The sequence below is a fragment of the Weissella ceti genome (assembly GCF_018394055.1).
Taxonomy (GTDB): Bacteria; Bacillota; Bacilli; order Lactobacillales; family Lactobacillaceae; genus Weissella; species Weissella ceti.
This window is the reverse complement of sequence record NZ_CP074441.1, coordinates 525,427-551,146: the sequence shown is the minus strand read 5'-3', so window position 1 is coordinate 551,146 and position 25,720 is coordinate 525,427. Positions and strand designations below refer to the sequence as shown.

At 40.5% G+C, this 25,720-nt stretch carries 28 protein-coding genes; 4 read left to right on the top strand and 24 right to left on the bottom strand.

All coding sequences use genetic code 11. From position 1 onward, the window contains the following. The 8 genes from rsmD to KHQ31_RS02760 form a co-directional block, all read right to left on the bottom strand. Positions 1 to 552: a 16S rRNA (guanine(966)-N(2))-methyltransferase RsmD gene (gene rsmD, locus KHQ31_RS02795; RefSeq protein ID WP_213409473.1), complete on the bottom strand. Its 552-nt coding sequence runs from the start codon at positions 550 to 552 to the stop codon at positions 1 to 3. Continuing rightward, complete coding sequence (locus tag KHQ31_RS02790; RefSeq protein WP_213409472.1) at positions 552 to 866, bottom strand: YlbG family protein; 315 nt, start codon at positions 864 to 866, stop codon at positions 552 to 554. The genes rsmD and KHQ31_RS02790 overlap by 1 nt, the downstream gene beginning before the upstream one ends. 1 nt (position 867) lies before the next feature. Then, positions 868 to 2,106, bottom strand: coding sequence for an FtsW/RodA/SpoVE family cell cycle protein (locus KHQ31_RS02785; RefSeq protein ID WP_213409471.1), 1,239 nt, complete (start codon positions 2,104 to 2,106; stop codon positions 868 to 870). Positions 2,107 to 2,208: 102 nt separating this feature from the next. Continuing rightward, positions 2,209 to 4,056 carry a translational GTPase TypA gene (typA, locus tag KHQ31_RS02780; protein WP_213409470.1) on the bottom strand — a complete coding sequence of 616 codons (1,848 nt, stop codon included), beginning with the start codon at positions 4,054 to 4,056 and terminating at the stop codon, positions 2,209 to 2,211. Positions 4,057 to 4,155: 99 nt separating this feature from the next. Next, on the bottom strand, positions 4,156 to 4,926 hold the full coding sequence (locus tag KHQ31_RS02775; RefSeq protein WP_213409469.1) for an inositol monophosphatase family protein: 771 nt from the start codon (positions 4,924 to 4,926) through the stop codon (positions 4,156 to 4,158). A gap of 1 nt (position 4,927) precedes the next feature. Then, positions 4,928 to 5,209, bottom strand: a complete 282-nt coding sequence (locus tag KHQ31_RS02770; protein WP_213409468.1) for a UPF0223 family protein — start codon at positions 5,207 to 5,209, stop codon at positions 4,928 to 4,930. 5 nt (positions 5,210 to 5,214) lie between these two features. After that, positions 5,215 to 5,802 (bottom strand): peptide deformylase, encoded by a 588-nt coding sequence (gene def, locus KHQ31_RS02765; protein ID WP_213409467.1) that lies wholly within the window; start codon positions 5,800 to 5,802, stop codon positions 5,215 to 5,217. 31 nt (positions 5,803 to 5,833) lie between these two features. Continuing rightward, entirely contained in the window at positions 5,834 to 6,334 is a 501-nt protein-coding gene (locus KHQ31_RS02760; protein ID WP_213409466.1) for a hypothetical protein, read from the bottom strand. Positions 6,335 to 6,521: 187 nt separating this feature from the next. On the opposite strand from KHQ31_RS02760, the gene KHQ31_RS02755 reads away from it, so the two are divergent. From KHQ31_RS02755 to KHQ31_RS02745, 3 genes are all read left to right on the top strand, one after another. Further along, on the top strand, positions 6,522 to 6,734 hold the full coding sequence (locus KHQ31_RS02755; protein WP_213409465.1) for a DNA-directed RNA polymerase subunit epsilon: 213 nt from the start codon (positions 6,522 to 6,524) through the stop codon (positions 6,732 to 6,734). A 3-nt stretch (positions 6,735 to 6,737) separates the two neighbouring features. Then, positions 6,738 to 8,429: a ribonuclease J1 gene (gene rnjA / locus KHQ31_RS02750; RefSeq protein ID WP_213409464.1), complete on the top strand. Its 1,692-nt coding sequence runs from the start codon at positions 6,738 to 6,740 to the stop codon at positions 8,427 to 8,429. A 124-nt stretch (positions 8,430 to 8,553) separates the two neighbouring features. Continuing rightward, the gene (locus tag KHQ31_RS02745) at positions 8,554 to 8,769 is read left to right on the top strand and encodes a hypothetical protein (protein ID WP_213409463.1); all 216 of its coding nucleotides are present in this window, start codon (positions 8,554 to 8,556) and stop codon (positions 8,767 to 8,769) included. A gap of 85 nt (positions 8,770 to 8,854) precedes the next feature. On the opposite strand, the gene KHQ31_RS02740 is transcribed toward KHQ31_RS02745, so the two are convergent. The 7 genes from KHQ31_RS02740 to KHQ31_RS02710 form a co-directional block, all read right to left on the bottom strand. Continuing rightward, a complete protein-coding gene (locus KHQ31_RS02740; protein ID WP_264336037.1) occupies positions 8,855 to 9,547 on the bottom strand; it encodes a YjjG family noncanonical pyrimidine nucleotidase in 693 nt (230 codons plus the stop codon). A gap of 56 nt (positions 9,548 to 9,603) precedes the next feature. Continuing rightward, the gene (locus tag KHQ31_RS02735; protein ID WP_213409462.1) at positions 9,604 to 9,954 is read right to left on the bottom strand and encodes an iron-sulfur cluster biosynthesis family protein; all 351 of its coding nucleotides are present in this window, start codon (positions 9,952 to 9,954) and stop codon (positions 9,604 to 9,606) included. A 436-nt stretch (positions 9,955 to 10,390) separates the two neighbouring features. Then, positions 10,391 to 10,906, bottom strand: a complete 516-nt coding sequence (locus KHQ31_RS02730; protein WP_213409461.1) for a GNAT family N-acetyltransferase — start codon at positions 10,904 to 10,906, stop codon at positions 10,391 to 10,393. Between the two features lie 131 nt (positions 10,907 to 11,037). Next, positions 11,038 to 11,235, bottom strand: a complete 198-nt coding sequence (locus tag KHQ31_RS02725) for a hypothetical protein (RefSeq protein WP_213409460.1) — start codon at positions 11,233 to 11,235, stop codon at positions 11,038 to 11,040. Positions 11,236 to 11,245: 10 nt separating this feature from the next. Beyond that, complete coding sequence (locus tag KHQ31_RS02720) at positions 11,246 to 13,012, bottom strand: hypothetical protein (protein WP_213409459.1); 1,767 nt, start codon at positions 13,010 to 13,012, stop codon at positions 11,246 to 11,248. A 187-nt stretch (positions 13,013 to 13,199) separates the two neighbouring features. Beyond that, positions 13,200 to 14,903, bottom strand: coding sequence for an ABC transporter permease/substrate binding protein (locus KHQ31_RS02715; RefSeq protein WP_213409458.1), 1,704 nt, complete (start codon positions 14,901 to 14,903; stop codon positions 13,200 to 13,202). Further along, on the bottom strand, positions 14,903 to 16,093 hold the full coding sequence (locus KHQ31_RS02710; protein ID WP_405196831.1) for a quaternary amine ABC transporter ATP-binding protein: 1,191 nt from the start codon (positions 16,091 to 16,093) through the stop codon (positions 14,903 to 14,905). The genes KHQ31_RS02715 and KHQ31_RS02710 overlap by 1 nt, the downstream gene beginning before the upstream one ends. Before the next feature lie 199 nt (positions 16,094 to 16,292). Here KHQ31_RS02710 and KHQ31_RS02705 point away from each other — a divergent pair, with 199 nt between their 5' ends. Next, entirely contained in the window at positions 16,293 to 16,922 is a 630-nt protein-coding gene (locus KHQ31_RS02705) for a TrkA C-terminal domain-containing protein (RefSeq protein WP_213409457.1), read from the top strand. 121 nt (positions 16,923 to 17,043) lie between these two features. On the opposite strand, the gene KHQ31_RS02700 is transcribed toward KHQ31_RS02705, so the two are convergent. From KHQ31_RS02700 to parE, 9 genes are all read right to left on the bottom strand, one after another. Then, positions 17,044 to 17,220, bottom strand: coding sequence for a hypothetical protein (locus tag KHQ31_RS02700; RefSeq protein WP_213409456.1), 177 nt, complete (start codon positions 17,218 to 17,220; stop codon positions 17,044 to 17,046). A 117-nt stretch (positions 17,221 to 17,337) separates the two neighbouring features. Next, positions 17,338 to 17,538: a hypothetical protein gene (locus tag KHQ31_RS02695; protein ID WP_213409455.1), complete on the bottom strand. Its 201-nt coding sequence runs from the start codon at positions 17,536 to 17,538 to the stop codon at positions 17,338 to 17,340. 57 nt (positions 17,539 to 17,595) lie between these two features. Beyond that, positions 17,596 to 18,204 (bottom strand): DUF3885 domain-containing protein, encoded by a 609-nt coding sequence (locus KHQ31_RS02690; protein WP_213409454.1) that lies wholly within the window; start codon positions 18,202 to 18,204, stop codon positions 17,596 to 17,598. 84 nt (positions 18,205 to 18,288) lie between these two features. Continuing rightward, positions 18,289 to 19,215 (bottom strand): manganese-dependent inorganic pyrophosphatase, encoded by a 927-nt coding sequence (locus tag KHQ31_RS02685; protein ID WP_213409453.1) that lies wholly within the window; start codon positions 19,213 to 19,215, stop codon positions 18,289 to 18,291. A 117-nt stretch (positions 19,216 to 19,332) separates the two neighbouring features. After that, positions 19,333 to 20,154: an SPFH domain-containing protein gene (locus KHQ31_RS02680; RefSeq protein WP_213409452.1), complete on the bottom strand. Its 822-nt coding sequence runs from the start codon at positions 20,152 to 20,154 to the stop codon at positions 19,333 to 19,335. Positions 20,155 to 20,206: 52 nt separating this feature from the next. Then, positions 20,207 to 20,551, bottom strand: coding sequence for a hypothetical protein (locus tag KHQ31_RS02675; RefSeq protein WP_213409451.1), 345 nt, complete (start codon positions 20,549 to 20,551; stop codon positions 20,207 to 20,209). An 18-nt stretch (positions 20,552 to 20,569) separates the two neighbouring features. Then, positions 20,570 to 20,917: a toxin-antitoxin system HicB family antitoxin gene (locus KHQ31_RS02670; protein WP_213409450.1), complete on the bottom strand. Its 348-nt coding sequence runs from the start codon at positions 20,915 to 20,917 to the stop codon at positions 20,570 to 20,572. Between the two features lie 123 nt (positions 20,918 to 21,040). Continuing rightward, positions 21,041 to 23,512, bottom strand: a complete 2,472-nt coding sequence (parC, locus tag KHQ31_RS02665; RefSeq protein ID WP_213409449.1) for a DNA topoisomerase IV subunit A — start codon at positions 23,510 to 23,512, stop codon at positions 21,041 to 21,043. Beyond that, positions 23,505 to 25,538, bottom strand: a complete 2,034-nt coding sequence (parE, locus tag KHQ31_RS02660; RefSeq protein ID WP_213409448.1) for a DNA topoisomerase IV subunit B — start codon at positions 25,536 to 25,538, stop codon at positions 23,505 to 23,507. Before parE ends, parC begins: the two co-directional genes overlap by 8 nt. Positions 25,539 to 25,720: the final 182 nt, after the last annotated feature.

Genomic DNA, 25,720 nt, shown 5'->3' with positions numbered 1-25,720 from the left:
CTAGTTCTCACTTTCATAAATCGTGATTACAGTAATACCGTAATCTTTTTGCTTAATTTGTGTAAATCCAGATAGATTGTCTGGTAAATCGGCAACTTGGTCGGTTTCCGCAATGATAATGGCATCTTCTGCAATTAATCCCAAGTTTGCTAATTTTTTAACATCTTCAGCAATTGTTTGCTTTGCATATGGCGGATCGAAGTACAACAAATCAAAGGCTTCACCGCCAGCTAGTCGTTCAATTGCTTGATCTGCACGACTTTTGATCACTGTAAATTGGTCTTCAGCCTTTGTGACCGCAATATTTTCTTTAATTGTCTTAATCGCTTCAAATTGACGGTCAACTAATACCGCATGGTCAATCCCACGTGAAACTCCTTCGATTGATAGACCACCAGATCCAGCATATAGATCTAATGAGCGGCCACCATCAAAATAGGGTCCAACCATGTTGAAAATTGACTCTTTTACTTTATCTGTTGTAGGACGTGTCTTTGTCCCTGGAACCGCCTTTAGACGACGGCCACCAAATGTACCACTTACAATTCGCATTATAGGTCCTCGTCTTCCGCCGGTTCTAACGCTAGTTCTTCATCTGCTACAACAGTGAAATCAATGCCATCACTTTCACCACCAACTGTTGTATCCACATTAGGCCATTCTGATTCAACTACATGATCAACAAAACCTAATCGTTCAATCAAAGCTTTTTTACTTGCGATGTCTTTTTCATCCATATAAATGGTTGCATAATTCATTTTTTCAGAAACGTAGTTAACGATTCCAAAACGACGTAATTGACGTGCTTGTCGTACATTCTTCAAGTATACAATCAATGAACGTCGATTTGTTTTTTCAAACGACATGTTATTCTCCTCGTTCATACGCCTCTTGACGTAGTTTACCAATAATATTAAAGGCCAAGCCAAAGGTCAGCCCCCATGACAATAGTGATGATCCACCATAAGAAATTAATGGGAACGTAACTCCAGTAATTGGTAATAGACCGGTTACTCCACCCAAGTTAATAAAGATTTGGATAATGATATAAGCAGCAATACCAAACAAAATCAAACGATAATGTAGGTTTCGGGTATTAATGCCATACCACATTAAGCGTAATGTGATGACTCCCATGAAAATTAAGAGCGCACAGACAGCTATAGCGCCTAATTCTTCACCAATAATCGCTAGAATAAAGTCCGTATTTGGTTCTGGCAATAGGCCTAATTTTTGAATGCTATTTCCCAGGCCTCGACCAAAAAAACCACCATTACTTAGTGCATAGTATGAATTAATCAATTGATGTCCCGCGCCATCACCCACAGACCATGGATCAATGTAAGCTTCAAAACGAGCTAATTGATACGTTTGCAAGAAACCGTATTGCTCAAGTAATGGCAATAGAATTGGCATAATAAGCAGCGTTCCAATAATCAATAAAACTAGTGTCAATAGATAACCAACGCCTACTCCTGCAGTAAAAGAAATCATCAAAAAAATTAATCCTAAGATAACTGTCCCACCTAAGTCAGGCATTAAAGCAGTTAAGCCCATTCCCGCAACTGGAAAAGTTAAGTTTTGCACACTCCATAGCTTAGCACGTAGTGTCTTGCCGCCAGGGATAGCTTTATAATTGCGCACGGTTTTTGAGAAACGCCATGACAAATACAAAATCAAGGCGATTTTAAAGTATTCAACAGGTTGAAAACCAAATCCCATAAAGTAAAGCCATCCTTTGGCACCACTGGTAACTGGTCCAAACATCAATGTAATAAACAGCACAAAAATCAATAGAATTGTGAGTGCATTAACAAAGAAACGATATTGCTCTGACTCCCAATTGATCGGGAAAAGATAAATCGTGATTAATGCAATCACCGCAATAACACCAAATACAGCTTGTTTGATGAAGAAATTTAACGCACTTCCAGTCGCCATGTTCGTACTAGCGGTATACACCATTGCACACCCAAACATCATGACAATAACAATACCTAAAAAGAGCCAGCCATCAAAAAACTTGAATCGCTGTTGCCAATTGCGAATAGTATGCCCAAAATTAATCGGCTTTTTCGCTTTTTTTTGTCGCTTTCTTTTCTTCATGATTGCCTTCCTTTAACGAGTATATATTGTCCTATTTTATCATAAAAACAAAAGAAAAAACTGCTATCCCGAGGGAAAGCAGTTTAATTCTAGATCATTAAATTAGCCTTGAGTTGACATCTTACGACGCTTAGCGGCCTTTTCACGTTCACTTGTGTTCAAAATTTGCTTACGAACACGAACGCTTTCTGGTGTTACTTCAGCCAATTCGTCTTCATCCAAGAATTCTAGTGATTCTTCAAGAGTCATATCCTTAGGAGCCTTGATAGAAGCAGTTTGGTCCTTGTTTGATGAACGAACGTTAGTTTGGTTCTTTGCCTTAGTAACGTTAACTGAGATGTCGTTGTCACGGCTGTTGATACCAACAACCATTCCTTCGTAGACGTCATCACCAGGGTGAATAGTCATTACACCACGGTCTTCAACACCCATCATAGCGTAGTTAGTAGCTGATCCTTGGTTAATTGAAACCAAAGCTCCGTTACGACGACCTGGGTTCCAGTTCTTAACTAGTGGTCCGTATGCTTCAAATGTGTGGTTGTAGATACCGTATCCACGTGTCAATGACATGAATTCAGTTGAGTATCCAATCAACCCACGTGAAGGAACAAGGAATTCTAGACGAGTAGTTCCAGTTCCTGTTGGTTCCATGTTACGCATTTCACCCTTACGTTGTGCCAATGAATCGATAACTGATCCAGTGTATTCGTCAGGAGTGTCAATTTGAACAGTTTCGAAAGGTTCTGAGTCAACACCATCGATGTTCTTGAAGATAACCTTTGGACGTGAAACTTGCAATTCGAAGCCTTCACGACGTAGGTTTTCAATCAAGATTGACAAGTGAAGTTCTCCACGACCTGATACAAGCCATGCTCCTGCTTCACCTTCGATTGGTTCAACACGCAAAGAAACGTCAGTGTGCAATTCACGTCCCAAACGGTCTTCGATTTGACGTGCAGTAACGAACTTACCTTCGCGACCAGCGAATGGTGAGTCATTAGTACGGAAAGTCATTTGCAAAGTAGGTTCGTCAATACGCAAGATTGGCAAAGCTTCCAAGTGATCAGGAGATACAACAGTTTCACCAACTGAAATTTCGTCCATACCTGAAACAGCAATCAAGTCTCCCGCCTTAGCTTCTTCGATTTCAACACGGTCCAAACCGATGAAACCAAACAACTTAGTAACACGGAAGCTAGCCTTTGATCCGTCCAACTTCATAACTGTAACTTGGTCACCAATCTTGATTGTTCCACTGAACACACGACCGATACCAATACGTCCAACGAAGTCGTTGTAGTCAAGCAAAGCAACTTGGAATGCAAGTGGTTCTTCTGACTTTTCTTCTGGAGCTGGAATTGTTTCGAAAACAGTATCGAAAACAGGCGCCATTGTGTGTTCTTGTGATTCAACATCTGGGTCCAATGATGATGTTCCGTTCATTCCTGAAGCGTAGATCACTGGGAATTCTAGTTGTTCGTCATCGGCACCAAGTTCGATGAACAAGTCCAAAACTTCGTCAACAGCTTCTGTTGGGCGGGCTCCTGGACGGTCAACCTTGTTAACAACAACGATTGGTGTCAAGTTTTGTTCGAAGGCCTTCTTCAAAACAAAACGAGTTTGTGGCATTGTACCTTCAAAGGCGTCAACAACCAAAAGAACTCCATCAACCATTCCCATGATACGTTCAACTTCACCACCGAAGTCGGCGTGGCCAGGTGTGTCCATGATGTTGATTTGACGGTCTCCAACCTTAACGGCTGTGTTCTTAGCCAAGATTGTGATTCCACGTTCCTTTTCGATGTCGTTTGTGTCCATCGCACGGTCGCCCAATTCAGTACGCATATCAAGTGTGTCTGATTGCTTCAAAAGTTCGTTAACCAAAGTAGTCTTACCGTGGTCGACGTGGGCGATAATCGCAATGTTACGTAAGTTTTCGCGTTTTGCCAAAATTCTGTTCTCCTTAAACCTCTGTTAATTATAATCGCTAATTTGGGCACACTCCCTATCGTCACAATATGTTTATGACAATTGTAGGATAGTTTTCAATTAATCATTGATTGAAACAATCTGATCAAATGCAAGTGGAGTGGCCACAAGGACTGTTCCCGATAATAGCATATTTATTGCATCACCGTCAACAGTTCCGACTTTGAAACCTAAAGCTTCTGCCAACATAATTCCTGCAGCAAAATCCCAAGGTTGCATGTTTGTTAAATATCCAACTGAACGGCCTAAACACATATGAATGAATGTCATTCCTGCTGAACCATATACACGGTAGCCTAATGAGGCACGCGCAATTTCTGGTAAATGCATTTCACCACGTAATAAACGTGATCCTGAAACAACAATTAATCCATGTTCTAATGGTATGTTTGGCACGTTAGTTAATAATCGTTCATTTAAGTAAACGCCTGAATGTGGCCCACCATGAATCAATTCATTGGCCATGACGTCCATAATCCATGCCATCATGGGCTCACCATCACGGTACCAAGCTAACATGCTCGCAAATTCTTGTTTTTGCGCAACAAAATTAGTGGTTCCATCAATCGGATCTACAAACCAAACGTCACCTGACATGTCCTGAACATCATCGCCAAAACCTTCTTCACTCTTAATCTTAGCATCAGGCATTAGCGCGTGAATTTTTTCGACATAGAAACGTTCAACCAATCGATCAACGTTTGTTACTAAATCTTTAGGTCCCTTTTTATGGGAAATCTCACGTGGTTTATCTAATTCCGCTAAAACGAGGTGACGCATTTCAGCCATCCATGTTTGAACAGTTGTATCAATTGTTTGTAAATCCAGCATATTAAGGCTCCATTTTAAATGTCTTAAATGTTAAATTACGTGCTGTTTGCACAGTACGGTAAATTGAGTAACCAGAAACTTGCCCAAAACTACGATCAAGTTGCTTTTCTTCAGACTTAGACGGTACAACAGTCTTAAAATCTGCATAGGCTGCTAGTAATTGTTCACGATTAACGTTCTTTTCATAAGCATCTGACACCATTGTGTACAAGTGACTTACTTTAATCACATCATCAGTTGACCATCCTGATAAGAATGGATAATTAAACATCTTGTCAGCCATATGAATTACCCAATGTACTTTGTACGTTCTTTACGATCCCAAGGTTGTTCCTTGTCAATATGATCGTAGAACAAAGTTCCGTGCAAGTGATCGATTTCGTGTTGGAAAACAATCGCTGGATAGTCGCTCAACTTTAATTCGTATGTGTCACCCTCTTCGTCTTGGTAACGCACAGTAATACGTTGTGAACGTTCAACAAATCCAGGAATGTCTTCATCAACTGACAAACAACCTTCACCTGTTGCCAAAGCTGTTTGCTTAACAGATTGACGAGTAATTACTGGGTTATAAATAACACCAGCAAATACGTAAGGATCATTTTCATCTGATTCTTCTTGGTCTTCATCAAAATCATCATTTGGGATCAGAATTGCGGTCATTTGCTTTGAAATTCCGACTTGCGGTGCCGCAATCCCAACACCTGGACGTAGTCCTAATTCTTCTGATTCATCTGGATCTTGACTTGCAATTAAATATTCAAGTAGATTTTCACTAATTTCTTGGTCTTCATCTGAAAGTGGAAATACAACTGGCGCTGCTTGTTGGCGCAACACAGGGTCTCCATCGCGGACGATATCATCCATTAAATACATATCATTGCCTCCTTAGTTTTAATGCTATTAATTATACACTCTTTTTGACGTCAAATTGGTGTTGATTTATTTTTTTTAAATCTGCCAAGTATCCATAGGTAGCATCATTTAAGACATGAGCTACATCTACGTGCAAAGTAGATGCCATTTCATCGTACCAAATATCAGACACAACGAACGCAGGTACATTATCACTTAAACGTTCAATTTCATGCCCGGTGGCATATGACTTTAAAATTGTGCTTAGTTCATAGTAGATAATTTCTTTTGACACTTGTGCTGTGACTGGCATTGTAAATTCAAATGCCAAAATACCACGTCCCCATGCATCTGACACCAAGGCAGATTTTACTGCCCCGTTATCTGCCAGTTTCAGCTTTTCGCTTAGGCTGGGTAAAACAATCCGCATTGCTTCATTCACAAGCGTTTGCGAGTCACGCAAGCGCTGCTCTGCTGAACGTTGATTCATTAATCTAATGACTGAAAATATTAAAATGACACCAACTGCTATTAAAATAAATAACCAACTCATGTTGAGTACCTCACCTTCTATTCATCTATCGCTAACTCATTATTTATCATAGCATTGCTGTCTCTAAAAGACCCTAAATTTATTCAAAGACGGAAGTCGTTCGTATCTAGTAATTACGCAACTAGTCTGATAAAATAGATAAATAAGTATGTACGATACAAGTAATTATTTTAAAGGAGAAATCATTATGATTTTCAAAGTATATTATCAAGAAACAAAGACTCAAAACCCTAAGCGTGAAGAAACACAATCAATGTATGTTGACGCTCCTGACCTAGCAACTGTTCGTGTGCAAGCTGAATCACAAACAGCTCACCACATCGAACACATCGAACAACTTTCAGAAAAGGCCTTGGCTTACGAACAACAAAGTGCTGACTTTAAGTTGACGGAGTTTTAATCTATGACTAAATCAGAACTAGCCATTCGTCCTGACGAAGTGGCCGTCTATGCCCTTGGTGGTTTAGGCGAAGTTGGGAAAAACACTTATGGGATTCAGTTCGGTGATGAAATTATCATCATTGATGCTGGTGTTAAGTTCCCCGAAGATGAGTTGTTAGGAATCGATTATGTTATTCCTGACTACACATTTTTGAAGGAAAACCGTGACAAAATCAAAGCTTTGATTATTACCCACGGACACGAAGATCACATTGGTGCAATTCACTTCTTCTTGGACGCAGTAAATGTACCTGTTTACGCTGGCCCACTTGCGATGGCTTTGATTCGCAACAAGTTGGACGAACGTAATATGTTACGTGATGTTACCCTTAATGAAATTGATGAAGATACTGTTCTTGAATTTGAACACATGACAGCTGAATTCTTCCGTACAACTCACTCTATTCCAGACACATTTGGTGTTGCAGTTAAGACACCTGCTGGAACTATCGTTGAAACTGGAGACTTCAAGTTCGACTTAACACCTACTACTAACCAATTGCCAAACCTACAAAAGATGGCTCGTATTGGTTCTGAAGGTGTTTTGCTAATGATGTCTGATTCAACTAACGCTGAAAAAGATGAATTTTCAAAGTCAGAACGATGGGTTGGGAAAACCATCAACAAGTTGTTTGATGAAATCGAAGGTCGTATTATTTTTGCGACATTCGCATCAAACATGTCTCGTGTGCAAATGGCCGTTGAATCTGCCCTTTCTCACGGACGTAAGATTGCTGTCTTTGGTCGTTCAATGGAAAGTGCCGTGAAGAACGGTATGGACCTAGGTTACTTGGACATTCCACAAGAAATGCTAATCGATGCACATGAAATCAACAAGCTTCCACCTAACGAAGTCTTGATTTTGTCTACTGGTTCTCAAGGAGAACCAATGGCCGCATTGGCGCGTATTGCAAATGGAACTCACAAGCAAATCAAGATTCAACCAGATGACACAGTTATCTTCTCTAGCTCTCCTATTCCAGGTAATACCGGTTCTGTTAACCGTGTTATCAACGAATTAGAAGAAGCTGGTGCAACTGTTATTCATGGAAAGATCAATAACATCCACGCTTCTGGTCACGGTGGTCAAGAAGAACAAAAATTGATGTTGTCATTGATTAAGCCAAAGTACTTCATGCCTGTTCACGGTGAATACCGTATGCTTAAAGTGCACGAAGGTTTGGCTCATGATGTCGGTGTTGAAAAAGAAAACACATTCGTGTTGGATAACGGTGACGTCTTAGCTTTGACTGCTGATTCTGCCCGTGTTGCTGATCACTTCCCTGCTGAAGACACATATGTTGACGGTAATGGAATCGGTGATATTGGAGCGGCTGTCTTACGTGATCGTAAGATGCTTTCTCAAGACGGTTTAGTTGTTGTTGTAGCAACCATTGACTTGAAGAACCAAGAAATCACTGCTGGTCCAGATATCCTATCTCGTGGATTTATCTACATGCGTGAATCTGAAGAATTGATTACTGAAGGTCGTAAGGAAATTTTCCATGCCCTTCTTGGTGCGATGCGTGAACAAAACGCTAGTGAACACAGCTTGCGTAATGCAGTTGTTTCTCATCTACAACGTTTCATGTTTGAAAAGACACACCGTCGTCCATTGATCTTACCTATGTTCATCATGATCAATCGCGATTAACATTATCAAGATTAAATGAACCCCCTAGTCAATGACTAAGGGGTTTTTATTATTTTCCAATTCATATCGTATTATTTATAAAGTCATGATAAAATATAAGTATACACACAGGAGGATTTTCATTATGAAGAAGTTACTATTAACTGCTGCCGTTGCTGGTGCAACTGGTTACGCAGCCTACCGTTTGTTCCAAGCTAACCAAACTGCCTTGGAAGAAAAGATGTTGAACAAGAAGTTGCGTCGCGCATGGGATCGCGAAGACTTTGAAGCCCTACAAGAAGTTGTTGAAGAACTTTCAACACTTGAAGTTAAGAAGTTGATGAACGAATTGGCTGACTAATTTCACAAAAAAGAGCCGATACATAATCGTATCGGCTCTTTTTTTAGCTCTTCAACCTGGTTGTTTATATATACCTATGAAATGGTTATACACCCAATAATTGTCCCAACTCAGTTAATGAATGGACTTCAGACGTTACGTTCATATCAGTTGGCAATGTCGCATTTTTCAAATTAACCCAGATAGTGTTAAGGCCTACATTAATACCGCCACGCATATCCGATGGAATCCCATCACCAATCATGACGGTGTTGTCTGTGTTCATATCAGCATTCGCTTTAAAAATTGGTTCATAAAACCCAATGTTTGGCTTTGCGACACCTAACTCATCTGATATATAGACTTGATCAAAGTATTGTCCAAAGCCAGTATTTTTCAAACGAGATTTCTGTGTTTGTGTTTCACCATTTGTACCAGCTATTAAGATATATCCTTGTTCCTTCAGCTTTTGTAATAACGCTTCTGCGCCAGGTAAGACATGATTATTATTGTTTAGCTCTTGGCGATATGCCTTTTCCATAGCAAGCCCATCACCGTCCATGCCAAGTTCTTCCAACAAAGCCTCAAAACGCGTGTTTTGAATATGCTGTTTGGTAATGTCACCTTGTTCATACGCTTGCCAAAGTTTACGATTAATGACCGCATATTTGGCAAGAGCATCCGTCATATCAGGTACTTGCGCGTCTGACATAACCTTCACTAGACCTTCGTGTTCACCTGTTTGAAAATCCAACAATGTATCGTCTAAATCAAAAATCAAATATTTATATTTCATCATATCCATTTCCTAATAAAAAAGACCCATTAATTAACAAAATGGGTCTTTTTACATTATTAATTTGCTTGTACGTCGCGAAGCAACATATTAGGGTCGATAACCCCACTGTCACCGCTCAACTTGTAACGCAACATCTTGTCAACATCAACAATCATGTGTCCATCAAGTTGTGTGTCAGCGTAGCCCTTGTAGTACACATCACCCAAGTTACTTGTGAAATGTTCGTCGTAATCAGCTGTTAGTTGGTCAGGACGACAAAGTACTAGTGAGAACGCAACGTCCAATGTGCATGAAGCTGCATCTGAAAATGGTCCAACACCATCATCAAAGTCCAATACAAGCTTTGTGTCATCATTCAAACGCTTTTCAATGCGTTCTTTTGCGGCATCCTTAAAAGTTAATTCCATGATTTCCCTCTTTCCTATACATCATTTAAAATCTGATAAAATCCACGACAATTCTATCGTGAAAGACGAAATGTTATTAACAAAGCATTTCTCATCGAAATACTCTGTATCATACTTATAAGCAAAGACTCACGTCACAGCTGACGCCTTTATCTCGCGAGTAGTACTCCAGATACTCATCATAATGATTGTCTTTTCTTAAACGACTACTTGTTAAAACCAAATCAAATGCGCAGATTCACCAAATACATATAAGACCAACAATAAGCCTACTAAATTCAAAAAGAACACTAAAGCTGAAGTCCAATTTCGTTGAATAACATTTACTCGGATTTGTCTTATACATAAGATAACAAGTAAGACGTTTATTCCACAGATAATGGCATATATTAGGCCTATGTCGTTGAACTGCAGCATCGTAAATATCCCTCGTTAATTAATATACTTTTGTTTCTAGTCCTAATAATAACATCGCATCCTTTAAACTAACCGTTGTCATCGCAGGATTTGAACGCATTAGATGGAAAGTCCCTGCCGGATTATCCGTAATGTATTCTGAATCTAGCAGACCATTGCGTTGATAAAATGCATAACGACGTTCACGTTGCAATTCATTATCTGACTTCAAACCTAATTGCTCACATTCAAGCATCACACCACCTGGGTATGTTGTCTTCAACATGTCCAAGACACGGCTTCCCATACCTTGTCCTTGTAATGCTGGATCAATCGCCAAGAATAGAATAAACACTTCATCGTTTGCTAATGTGACATACAATGTAATCCCGACTGATTGTTCGTCATTGATGATCACTGCCATGTGCACTTCTTCAGCACGACGAGCCATCTTTTTCATGTGATCAAATGGCAATTTTTCATGTGGTGGGAAGGCAGCATCATAGACTGACCACCAATATGTTTCATTTGTTGAATCCATTTCTACTAAATGCATACGTTGTATCCCCTTTTTAATCATTTATATATATTATACCTGAAAACTACTCACTTTACCAAAGGACTCATTTTAAAAACAACAAAAAAAGAGCCAGTTAAACTGACTCTTTCTAAATTTTTTGATAATGATTAATTTTTATTTTCTTGTTTTTCTTCTTGACGTTGCTTTTTTAACCACTTACCAAACATCAAATAGACAATCATGTAACCTGTTGTAATTAATCGAACATTAGTATCGTCCATAGCAACAGATAACCACAACAATCCCAACAATATTAGCGAGCTTGTCAATGAAATAATACCAGCGTATTTTTTAATAGTTGTCATAATCACTTCTTTACGCCCCTTGTTTACGGTTTTTAGGACGTGCGAGGAAATAAACGCCTACTATTAACATTCCCCAACTGATCATATATGCTGCAATGATTGAAATTGGTAAGTTTTGTGTGATGGATACAGTTTGCTTCCCCGTTTTCAACGGCACACTCATGCGCCCTTGATTTGATGCATGTGGTGTTACTGCTTGTCCATCTACTAAGACAGTATATTTAATATGTGGGTACATCCAAAACGGCAAATCATACAGTCCTTTTTTACTTACGTTTACATCCATTGTTAGGGTACGTTTTTCTGCATGCATATTTGTGGCTGGTTGATAAGGAATCACATAGTTCTTGGCTGCGATTTCATTATCCAGATGCTTGGGTGCGTTCGGTATTTTCATTTTAATTTCAGAACTATCAAATCCAGTTAATCGAACGGATTGCGCTTCATTTACATCTCGCATTTGTTTTGAACCAATGTAGGCTTCAGCACCTTTTTCAGCCGTTTTTTGTTGCTGAATTGGCGTGTAATCAGTATACGTACGAGCAAATCGGAATTTTTGATCTAACAATGAATCCTTATCTGCAGTCGTACGTGTACGCAAGAAGTTTTGTTCACTTTGCCACGTTGGATGCTTCGTCACAAAATCACGAACACGTAATGCGCTATTGGCTGCGGGTACAATTGCCATAAAGACAAGTACTAGGTATAAAATACGTTGATTTTCTTTTGACCATTTTTTCATCATGGTTGGCAGTTCTAACAACATGACAAACATTGCTAATGGCAATGCGTATGCCAAAAAACGGTCTGGAAATTGTAGTGGCCTAAAGAATACAAGGTATCCGGCAGTACTACACATTAGTGCCATAATAATGGCTGTTGCTTTCAATCCTTTAAACTTCGTATTTTTGTACACGGTTGCAATTACATAGATTAGACCAACCATCGGCAAAACGGTCATGAAATCACGACCACCAGTCCAAAGTGGACTAAAGATATTCAATAATGTAATTTTCGCATCTAAGCCATATTCTACAACACCTAACATACTACTCTTTAGTGTCACTAGTTTTAATAACGTTGGTAAAGCAATAACACCGGCGATAATTCCAGAGTAAACATACTTCAAAAAGTTTTTACGTCCAAGAACTAAATCAACAGTTCCCATAATCATAACAAGTACGACAACGAAGATTCCTGATGACACGTGCGTTAGCCAGATTAAACCAACGCCTAACCCAATCCACCAATAAGCTGTTTTGTCATCAGTGTCTTGCATTTTGTAAAATCCCCAAAATACCAAGGGCAAGAAAACGCTGGCTAATACTAGGCCAAATTGTCCACGTTCAATGGCACAAATAAACGCCATTGGATACGTAACGATAATAGCTGAGAAAAATGAAATCACTTCATTTTTCAACATTTTATTAAAGAACCAATAGTATGACATACTCATCAAAATAATCATCAATAGAATAATGGCATAAACTTGATTCATCGCTCCCAAGAATCCCGTAACCAATACGAGTATCCCTAATGTAAAGGAAGGATACATACCTTGGATCAATTGTCCTGATTGACCAAATGAATAGATATTACCTAATCCTGGCCACGTAAAATTCTGAAAATACCCATTCATCTCCTGAATTCGCATCATTTGAAACCATAGGTCCACTTTATAATGAATTTGATGTGTTAGCATCAGTGGTAACATCAATAACCCCGGTAGCACGATTAACATCGCCTCTGGCCACCATTTTTTTATCAGCTGAAACATATATTACTCCTTATAGAATGTTTTAAAAATTTAATCAGCAAAATATACAAATCAGAATGTTGTTTCATATACTCTATCCTGGATACACAAATTCAATTTTATCAAGAATAGCGGGAACTGTACATAAAAAGCCTAACGCACATATATAACGTATGTGCGTTAGGCTTCAATTTATTTAATCGTATTATTACTTAGTCCATTCATCAACCTTAGATTGGTTATCCTTGATCCAATCCTTGGCAGCTTCTTCAGGAGACTTTCCATCTTGAATAGCCAACATAACCTTTTCCATATCCTTTGATGTCCAGTTGAACTTAGACATAATATCAAAGGCTTCTGGTTGGTCATCTGCCAATCCCTTACGAGCAATAGTACTGATTGTTTCAGCAGTTCCCATTGTTCCTTCAGGATCTTCTAGATACTTCAAATCATACTTTGAGAACATCCAGTGTGGTGTCCATCCAGTAATCACGATTTCTTCCTTGTTTTGAATAGCCTTTCCTAGCGCAACAGTCATTGCACCAGTTGATGAACCTTGTAGGTCCCAGCCCTTCAAGTTAGGGTACTTTTCCATCGTCTTTTCAGCAACAGTCATAATTCCGGCACCAGGTTCGATACCAGTAATTGTCTTATTAGCTTGTGACTTCAAGTCAGAGATGCTCTTAACGTCCATGTATGAAGGAACAACTAGTCCAACTTTGGCACCTTCCATGCTTTGTCCAATCACACCAATATCTGACTTGTACTTATCGTATTGTGGCTTGTGTGTGTTAGGCAACCAAGCTGATACAGACGCATCGGCTTGCCCTTGCGCAATTGATTGCCACATAACAGCGTTGTCCAACGGTGTCATTGTCACATCAATTCCTTGTTCACGTAGAACTTCGGCCAAAACGTTTGTTGAGGCAACTTCTGAGTCCCATTGTACATATGCCAAGTTAACATGCTTGTCATTTTGGTCAGTTGAGGCAAAGACACTGCTCAAACCACCAATAACCAAAGCAGCGGCTGTCAACCAACCCAACCACTTACGCCACGCAGCTGGCTTATCATTTGTTGGCGCCTTTTCAGGGTTCAACTTTTGTGTGAAACGATCAATGATAATTGCCAAGATAACCAAGGCAAGTCCATTAACGAATCCATTACCAACGTCAGCGTGTTGTACGGCTGCTAGAACACCTTGTCCAAGACCAGGTGCCCCAACCATTGAGGCAATAACAACCATTGACAATGCCAACATGATTGTTTGGTTAACACCAGCCAAGATTGTTGACTTGGCTAGTGGCAATTCAACCTTAAACAACTTTTGCTTTGGTGTTGATCCAAATGAATCAGCCGCTTCAGTCATTTCCTTTGGCACTTGGCGAATACCTAGATTAGTCATACGCACTGTAGGTGGCAAAGCAAAGATGAATGATGCGAATACACCCGGCACAACTCCGATACCGAAGAAGGCAACGGCTGGAATCAAGTAAACGAATCCAGGCATTGTTTGCATGAAGTCAAGCAATGGTTGCACAATCTTAGCAACTGTATCTGACTTAGCCATCCAGATTCCCAATGGAACCCCAATGATAATCGCCACAAGACTTGAAATCATAACCAATGTTGTTGTTTGCATCAAATCTGACCACAAACCTTGGTTCCAAATCAACAATAGTCCACCCAATGTAAACAACGGGAAACCGTACTTCTTACCACTGGCAAGGAAAGCGAAAATAGTCATTCCAGCAATCATCAACAATGCAGGCACTGCTAACAACATGTTTGAAATGGCATCCATTCCCCCTTGACCACCAGCTTGAATGACATTAAAGAATCCAGCCCAACTTGATGTCATCCAATCAACAATATTTTCAACAGTTTGGGCAATTGGAATTTGATAATCCATTATGCGTTATCCTCCTCTTCCAAATTCTCGGTTAAGGCTTCAAGCACGCGACCACGAATGACCACACCCTTCAAACGTCCACCATCGACAACAGCCAATGGAGACGGTGAATCAGAAATCAATGGCATCAAATCAGCCACCAACATATCTTGTGAAACTGTCTTCATATCTACTAACACATCAGTTAGCGGAATTTGTTCACGACGTGCCTTAAGCGCTGCATCACTAGTTAGGAATCCCTTGAATTGACGGTTACGATCAACCGCAACCAATCCACTAACTTCTTCAGTTGCCATCTTCTTCAACGCAACATTAGGTCCATCGACGCTGATGTTAGTTGTTAATGGTTGAATCATGATGTTTTCAGCAGTCAAAACCTTTGAACGGTCAATATCTTCTGTAAACGCACGTACGTAATCATTTGCTGGGTTAGTCAAGATATCTTCACCAGTACCAACTTGGACAACCTTACCATCCTTCATGATGGCAATACGGTCACCAATACGCAATGCTTCGTTCAAGTCGTGGGAAATGAAGATGATTGTCTTACGGAAACGTTCTTGCAATTCCAACAATTCATCTTGCATATCACGACGGATCAATGGGTCAAGCGCTGAGAACGCTTCATCCATCAATAGAATTTCTGGGTCGTTAGCTAACGCACGAGCAAGCCCGACACGTTGTTGCATACCACCAGACAATTGGCTAGGATATTGATCCTTAAATGCTAATAGGTTCGCGTTATCCAATGCCTTTTCGGCACGGGCTTGACGTTCTTCCTTAGCAACACCTTGTACTTCCAATCCATATTCAGTGTTTTCTAGAACTGTTCGTTGTGGGAACAATCCAAAGTTTTGGAAGACCATGCTCATCTTTTGACGACGAACATTCAAGAGTGCTTCCTTATCCATCTTAGAGATATCTTCTCCATCAAGGAAAATAGATCCTGATGTTGGTTCGATCAAACGGTTAAGCAAACGGATTAACGTTGACTTACCAGATCCTGATAGACCCATGATAACGAAGATTTCACCTTCTTCAATCTCAATGTTGGCATCATATACACCAACAGTTGAACCAGTCTTTTCCAAGATTTCTGTCTTAGAAACATTTTCTTCTACCAACTTCAAAGCTGGCTTCACCTTTTTACCAAAAATTTTGGTTAGGTGTTCAATTTTCACTTTTGACATAATTTCCTCCCAACTTCATTTATCCCCCTAAGTGACAACTACTAGTTAAACACATGGTTGTCACATTGTCAAATGCCTATTTAAAGCGGTTTACCCGCTTGAACTTTTCTGTTTTTCAATTTTTAGGTCTTGCACAACTTAATTTCCGCCGTATAATTTAGTTAATACATATATGTAAGAAAAAGAAAGTGAGTTGCATATGGCATTAGTTAAACAAACACCTCGATACCGCCAAATTGCAATCAATATTGCACATGATATCGTGGACAAAAATTTAAATATTGGTGATAAAGTCCAGGCCCGTTCTACTGTGGCCATTAAATATAACGTCTCTCCTGAAACCGCTCGACGTGCGATTAACGTCTTAATGGACGTTGGAATCGTTGAGACACGTCAAGGTAGCGGTACTGTGATTACATCGTATGAAAAAGCAGTCGACTTTATTAGCGCAGAAGATGATAAAAACACTTTGACTGATTTGAAAACAGATTTGATGAACCAAATTACAGAACAACAAGCAACATTACGTAGTATGCAAGATAGTTTGACAAAGTTCTTTAACCAATCTCAGTCTTTCCAACATAAAAATCCACTTACGCCTTTTGAATTGGATCTGATTGAACCTTCAGACGCTTACGGTAAGAGTTTAAGTGAATTAAACTTTTGGTACATGACTGGAACAACCCTAGTTGGGATTCTACGCCATGAACAATTAACAATCTCACCTGGCCCCTACGCAACCTTAGAGCCTGGTGACAAAATTTACTTTATTGGTGATATTAACGCAGCTGCGAAAGTTGAAGCGTTCCTCTTCAATCTAAACGATTAGATTTAAATACATGTCGTAGCGAGTTACGTAAAACAAATTAAATAAACAAAAACCACCAGAACTAAGGTCCTGGTGGTTTTTATTATGTATTCAAAAGAATGCTGCGAATGTTCTTTCAGGCTTACGAACTAAACACACCGGATAAAAATTTATCTAGTGCAAATCCAAATAATGCACCAATTCCAGCGCAACAAACTGCTTTCCAACCACGAGTGAGTGAATCACCTATGCCCCAAGCGGTTAAACTTGATACTAAACTGGCTGAAAAACCAATGATAAAGGCTCGCTTAAATGTCATTTACTTGCACTCCCATTCGTTTTCTCTCATATATTGACACCTATTTAGTACGCTATTCACAAAAGAAAACCCTTCAAACACTATTTATAGCATTCAAAGAGTTTATTGCACAATAACTTAATCTTTGTCGTCTTGCACACTAGATATCATTTCTTTCTCTTGTGCTGTTGTCTCATCAATGGGACTCTCAAGCAAGACCTGGGTTGGTTCTTCATGGGTTGAACGATTCAAATTAGGTTTTATCAGAAAAAATACTGCCGTCGCAATCAAAGTTGCGATAATAACGGCTGTCATTTTAGCTCTCATTTTATTATCCATACGTAAGTCCTCCCAATATATTTATTTTAACCTGACTAAAATAAATATAGCAAGCGCTTACACCATAAAAACATCCGGATTTTCAGCAATATATCGATTTCTTTTTTCAATTGATTTAAAAATAACGTTTGCTCCACGATCATCATACGGGAAATAAATCAACTCAGCCGTAACAAAGTACACCTGCCAGTCTTCGCCGATTTCTTTTGAAAACAATTGCGGTAACCGATCCGGAAAATCCTTGTTCGCAATCGCTTTAAAAATATCTGAAGCTAAAATAGTCTCCACATGACTATCGAAAAAGAATTGTTTTGATTCCGCTTCCATATCTTGATTTGCTACCGGATCTGCAAATCTCTCTGTATAAGAAACACTATGCTTAGCGGGACCAAATACGTTCATTGCTTGTAAAACACGATTTAAACTGTCATACCCTTCGTTTAGTTGGATATTAAAGATTATTTCTACCTCAGTATCCTCAGGAAATAAGCTCTGGAATCGCTCTGTCATTTGTAAGGTAGCTTGTATAAACATCTCTTCATTGTACGTATCTGTATTATGTGCTTTGAACGGTGAAATGTTGGCAGCAAACTCAATATCTATCATTGGCCAGTCAATTTCATCGCTAATATATGGCGTATTCCAATATTGTTCAAGTAACGTCATACCCCACTCCTCAATCATTATGTTACAAAAAGAAAAGCCTTGAATCAGCATTAACTGAATCAAGACTTTGTCTTTCATTTAGGCTTACGCGTTAAAAGCGTCAGTCAATGGTGGTACAACTTGCTTCTTACGTGATACAACACCAGGCAATGATGCGCGTCCGTCTGTCAAAGTTGTGTTAAAGGCCCCTTCAACAGTTGCCAAGTTTTCACCCAAGACCAAGATATCTGAATCTGAGTCAAGAATGTTTGTTACAACCAAGATGAATGTGTCGTAGTTGTCAGCAGTCATTTCTTCAGTCATTGCCGCAACGATTTCATCACGACGTGCAAAGACTTCTTCAACGTCAACTGTGTTTACTTGTCCGATACGAACAGTTTGACCGTTCATGTCGAATGACTTTGCGTCTCCATCAATCAAGTCCTTTGCAGAACGTGATGAAAGGTCTGTTCCAGCCTTCAACAATTCTAGTCCGTATGCTTCGTAATCAGCGATTCCAGCAATTTCTGCCAATGCTTCAAGCGCAGGCTTGTCCATTGGAGTTGTTGTTGGGCTCTTTAGCAACAATGTGTCTGAAATGATCGCAGAAGCCATCATACCAGCCAAGTTAGCAGGAATGTCCAACTTAGCGTTTTGGTATTCGTAGAACAATACAGTTGCTACTGATCCCAAAGGCTTGTTGATCAACCACATTGGAGCAGCTGATTGGAAGTTAATCTTGTGGTGGTCAAAGATTCCACTAACTGTTACATCAGCCAAGTTATCAACTGATTGTGCAGTTTCATTGTGGTCAACCAACCATACTTCTTCTGTATCTGCGTTATCAATAACGCGAAGTGCATCCAAACCAAAGTGGTTCAAAGCAAATTCAGTTTCAGCGTTTGGTGTTCCCAAAGCAACTGCTTCTGAATCTAGGTGGTAGATGTGGTTGATCAAGTATGACGCAGCCATTGCTGATGCAACAGTATCTGTGTCAGGATTCTTGTGTCCGAAAACAAGCATGTTTGCCATAATCATGTTTCTCCAATTCATTTATTGTGTCTAACTAATAGTATAGCTTATCTATCTAATAGTTCAACGCTTTCATAAGAAAAAAGCCCTGTATCAACAGGACTTTTCAAGGATTTATTACTTCTTCATACCTTCTTCAAGCAACTTACCAACCACTGGCAATTGTCCAAATTCACCAACCTTTTCGCTTGGCACAACAATTGTATTGGCTGGGTTCTTACCCAATTCAATAAATGCATTAATTGATTGGTTTTGGAAGTAACGATCGTCAGCATTGTTCAAGGCATCTTGGACCTTTTCGATTCGGTACAATTCAGCGTCGGCACGTGTCTTTGTCGCGTTCGCTTCCGCTTGCGCAGTTGAAATCAACGCATCGTTCTTCGCCTTTGTTGTCAAATCAATTGAACGGGCTTGCCCTTCGGCTGCCGCAATTGCCGCAACACGTTCACGGTCCGCAGTCAATTGCTTATCCATGGCTTCTTGAATGGCACGTGATGGTGTCAATTCATCAATGTTAATACGATCAACGTTGATTCCGTAAGTGTTCGTCAAATCTCCAATGGCGATGCTCAATTCTTGGTTAATCTTGGCTGTTGAACCCAATGATTCGTTCAAGTCCATACGTCCAATAATGTCACGCAAGTGTCCACGTACTAATTGAGCCATTGATTCAACTGAATCCGTGTTTTCATACATGTACTTAACAGCATCTGTGACGTGATAGTTCAAAGTAACACTGGCTGAAACGTCCGCATTGTCCTTTGTAATCACTGAGTAATTTGGCAAACGCAATGGTTCCATCGCCAAACTAACGTTCTTAATCTTTTGGAAAATTGGGATGTAAAACTTCAAACCTGAATCAACTGTTGTTGTGTAACGACCTAGTGTTTCACGAAGACCAACATTATTTTGGGGTACGATTGCAATTCCTAATGGCATCTTAATTCCTCTTTTCTTTTAACTACTCAATATTTAATAACAAGTCCACGTCTTATGGCTTAGATACACCATCCGTTAGCCATGGCTTCAACTGGTCGACAATTCGTAGGTTATCCTGACGATTCTTCCCCGGACCACGTGTGACTCCTTTTTGTAGACGCTTGTATTGTTTCTTAGCGTTTTTATTCTGGCCAAAGCCACCATCTTTGGCTATGTAAGACGCTGTCCCTGGTTGGACAGCCCCACGGTGATTATCATTCACACGTGAAGGCGGTGGCGTCATTGAACGTGTTTGCTGTGCATGATTAACAGATTGCTTAGGTTGCTCTGTAAATTCATCTTCACCTTCAAAATCGAGATCTTCAATTAACGTTGTTAATATGTCTAAAAGTGCCATACAAAACTCCTCTCTGAACTACATTTCACGTAAGACTAAGATGTTCCCATTCGCCTCAATAATCACATAGTCATGTGTTGTGTCAGCTTCTCCATTACCATCAATCAAATAACGGTAATAAATCCCATCTACCAACACTAATCCGTTTTCTGGTGTAATTCGATCGCCTGGGATCGTACGACCAACGAATTGACGTTGTTCAAATGATTCTTTAGCAACAGCTTTTGGTGTCAATTGGCGTTCCAAGGCCAATGAAATATAGTTATTAACACTTCGATCATCGGCCTCGGCAGCTTCAGCTACACGCTTGTGTAAGTCTTTGTCTAAACGTAGTGATATTAAACCATTGTATTTCTTCTCTTCCATGACTTAATTGTAGCACATATGCTATCACTGTAATATCACATTGTTTTTATGAAAATGTTGAAATTTCAAAAAAAGACTTTGATTTCATAAGAAATCAAAGTCTTTAAGCGATTTATTTTACTTTTAAGCCTTTAAAACAGGCACACTAACCATCTTTTCCATCGCAATTGGTGCACCATCTACAGCCGCATCAATCACAAAACTTCCGTTACTATAACGTTGGTTCAATGGATGATCTAGTGGATTAATTGTAAACATCTTATCTTTATCTGTTAATACATCTAATGGTGTTGGCGCTTTTTGATCCAAAACTGCAGAGGCAACCACACGATGTGGTTCCTTCTTCAATTCACGCATAATCGCAACTCCCTTACGAGCACGACTAGTTGTTGGAATTTCTGAAAGCGCCATCCACTTAAAGGCACCACGGTTAGTGACCAACGCTAAGGCTTGGTCATCACCCTTATCAGCAACTCCCATACCAGTGATGTAATCATCTTCAAGATCAATGCTCATAGCCTTAACACCAGCCGTGCGTGCCCCAGTAGTTGGGACTTCACTGACATCGTAGCGCAAACCATTACCTTGATATGATGTCAAAAGCACCGTTGAGCCAATGTGTTCTTCAGGCATAAACCATTGCAAACCAACAACTAAGTCATCTTCAGTCTTTAGCTTAATGAATGGCGTTGCCTTCTTGCGGTAGTTACTACGTGGGGCCAAATCAGCAAATTGTGTCCGCTTAATCAAACCACTACGAGTTGCAACTAGCCACTCACCAGCTAACTTATCAACATCCGTTACCACTTTAACATCAATGATTAGTTCATCCGGATTCAAACTTGTAATTGTTTGTGACAAGTGTTCTCCTGGTTCCTTCCATCGCATTTCTGCAATTTCATGAACTGGGCGATAAATCACATTTCCACGATCCGTCAACATGAAGACATGTTGCAGTGTGTTAACTTCTTGCAAGAAGACAGCATCGTCATCTTCACGCAAACCATTATCATCCCCCGACGCATTGTATGAACGAATTGATGAACGCTTCACATAACCTGCCTTAGATACCAATAGCATGACATCTTCAGTCACAACAGTTACGTTTTGGTCAATCTTTAATTCTTCAACTTCAGCTTGAATCGTAGACAAACGTGGTGTTGCGTATTCCTTCTTGATGGCCTTCAGTTCATCACGCAAAACCTTGCGTAATTCCTTTGGCTCTGAAAGGACCAGGTTAAAGTGCTCGATCTTGGCACTTAGTTCCGCATTTTCAGCTTCAAGTTGGGTAACGTCGGTATTTGTCAAACGGTACAATTGCATCGTCACGATTGCTTCGGCTTGTACTTCAGTGAAGTCAAACATTTGTACCAAGTTAGCCTTCGCATCCTTTCGGTCCTTTGAGGCACGAATTGCGGCGATAACTTGATCCAAGATAGACATCATCTTAATCAAACCAGTTACGATGTGTTGACGGTTCAACGCCTTATTCAAGTCGAATTCAGTACGCTTGGTAATGATTTCAACTTGGTGTTCCAAGAAAGCGGCTAAGGCTTGCTTCAAACCGACACGTTCAGGACGTTGGTTGTGAATCGCCACCATGTTGAAGTTATAAGCAATTTGCAAGTCAGTCTTCTTGAATAGGTATGTTAGGATACCTTCGACGTTGGCTTCCTTGCCAAGTTCGATCACGATTGATAGACCTTCACGGTCAGATTCGTCACGCACTTCGGTAATTCCGGCCACATCCTTGTTCAAACGGATTTCGTCCAACTTCTTAACAAGTGATGCTTTGTTCACTTCGTAAGGAATTTCTGTCACTTCAATTTGTGACTTTCCACCCTTAAGTGGCTTCACTTCAGTACGTGAACGCACGATAATACGACCACGACCATCTTCATAAGCAGACTTAATTCCGTCTAACCCTTGAATAATTCCACCAGTTGGAAAGTCAGGCCCCTTAATGTAGCCCATTAAGTCTGCCAACGGTGCATTTGGATGACTTAGTAAGTGTACCAAGGCATCAATCACTTCACCCAAGTTATGTGGTGGAATTTCAGTTGCATAACCAGCAGAGATACCTGTTGCTCCATTCACCAATAGGTTTGGGAAATGAGCAGGAAGCACAGTTGGTTCGTATTCAGTGTCGTCAAAGTTCAAAACCATGTCGACAGTTTCTTTATCTAGGTCGCGTAGCATTTCCCCAGCAAGCTTTGACAAACGTGCTTCGGTATAACGCATCGCAGCTGGCGGATCATTATCAATTGATCCATTGTTTCCGTGCATTTCGATTAATGGTGCACGTAGCTTCCAGTCTTGTGACATACGCACCATGGCTTCATAGATTGATGAATCACCGTGCGGGTGGAAGTTACCCATTACGTTACCAACGGACTTAGCTGACTTACGGAATTGCTTATCAAACGTATTTCCATCTTTATGCATCGCAAACAAGATACGACGTTGTACGGGCTTCAATCCATCACGGATATCTGGCAACGCACGTTCTTGAATAATGTACTTTGAGTAACGACCAAAACGGTCACCCATGACAGTTTCAAGACTAAGCTCTTCAATATGACTTGAATCAGGCATCTGCATCCCCCTTATCGTCATCTAGACCAGGTAAGTCTAATGGCATGGCCACTTCTTCGCCTGTTCCTTCATGTGTTGCATCATTTAGCAATGAATCAGTTTCATCCCCTAATGTAAAGGCAACGTTGTTTTCAATCCACTTACGACGTGGTTCAACCTTATCACCCATCAATGTCGTCACGCGCTTTTCAGCGACCATGGCGTCATCGATCATGACACGAATCAATGTACGGTGGTCTGGATCCATTGTTGTGGCCCAAAGTTGGTCCGCATTCATTTCACCAAGTCCCTTAAAGCGTTGCAATGTGTAGCCACGCCCCATCTTATCGCTCACTTGTTCTAGTTCACGGTCTGTCCAAGCGTATTCAACTTGACTCTTCTTACCAGTTCCCTTACCACGTAGCATATACAAAGGTGGTAGAGCGATATATACCTTACCGGCTTCAATCAGTGGACGCATGTACTTGTAAAAGAATGTTAGCAACAAGATTTGGATGTGTGCTCCGTCATCGTCCGCGTCGGTCATAATAATGATCTTGTCGTAGTTGATATCTTCGATGTTGAAGTCGGCTCCGGCACCACCACCAATTGTGTAGATGATTGTAGAGATTTCTTCGTTCTTCATGATATCAGCCAACTTAGCCTTTTCAGTGTTCAAGACCTTACCACGCAATGGCAAGATAGCTTGGAACTTACGGTCACGACCTTGCTTGGCAGACCCACCGGCTGAGTCTCCTTCGACTAGGAACAATTCGTTCTTCTTGGCATTCTTTGATTGGGCTGGTGTCAACTTACCTGAAAGGAGTTGATCACGCTTACCCTTCTTCTTACCATTACGTGACTCTTCACGGGCTTTACGGGCTGCTTCACGCGCTTCACGCGCACGAATCGCCTTACGAATTAGGTTTTGTGAGAATTCCCCGTTTTCCATCAAATAGAAACCAAGTTGTTCTGCCACAACACCATCAACGATTGAACGCGCTTCAGGTGTCCCTAGCTTATCCTTAGTTTGCCCTTCGAACTGTAGAAGGTCTTCTGGGATACGCAAAGAAACAACGGCAGATAGACCTTCACGAACATCAGTTCCTTCTAGGTTCTTATCCTTTTCCTTCAACAAGTTCACCTTACGGGCATATTCGTTAAAGGCCTTCGTCCATGCAGAACGCAATCCCGCTTCATGGGTTCCACCATCTGGTGTACGCACATTGTTAACGAATGACATCATTGTTTCTGAGTAACCGTCATTGTATTGCGCAGCTACTTCGACTTCAACGCCCTTGTCAGTCCCATCAAAGTACATAACATCCCCAAGTGTATCTTTTTCTTCGTTTAAGTAAGAAACGAACGCACGGATTCCTTCTGGATAGTGATACACTTCTTCTTGTTCTTGACCGGCACGTTCGTCGGTTAGCGTAATTTTTACGTCACGCAATAGAAAGGCTGATTCGCGTAGGCGTTCAGCAAGTGTGTTGAAATTGTAAATAGTTGTTGAAAAGATAGTTGGATCTGGCTTAAATGTAATGGTTGTTCCATTACCGGCCTTAGTCTTGCCTAAGTTTTCAAGTGTCCCATCTGGGTGTCCACCATTAATGAAGTGTTCTTGGTACTTTACACCGTCACGAATAATCGTCACTGTTAAGCTTTCAGATAGCGCGTTAACGACTGATGAACCCACTCCGTGCAATCCACCAGACGTCTTGTAGCCACCTTGTCCAAACTTACCTCCAGCGTGCAACACCGTCAAAATAACTTCTGGTGTTGGCTTACCAGATGCGTGCATTCCCACTGGCATCCCGCGCCCATGGTCCACAACGGTGATGCTATTGTCCGCATGAATCGTGACGTTGATTTCGTTACCAAATCCTGCCAACGCTTCATCGACCGCATTGTCAAAAATTTCGTAGACTAAATGATGTAGTCCTTTCCCATCAGTTGACCCAATATACATCCCCGGGCGCTTACGCACCGCTTCAAGTCCCTCAAGGACTGTTATGGAATCATCCGAATAAGTGTTTTTGTTTGTCATGGACGTTCCCCTTTTACTGATAACTAGTGTCGAAATTTTTCAACATTCAAGTTACATATTAGCCTAATGTTGAAAGGTGGGCAAGAACAAACCAACATTTACACAAATAAAAACGCGCTAAACTGCTAAGTCATGCTAAAATGAAGGCACTGAGTTAAAAACGTGTAAACGTCAAAAGGAGT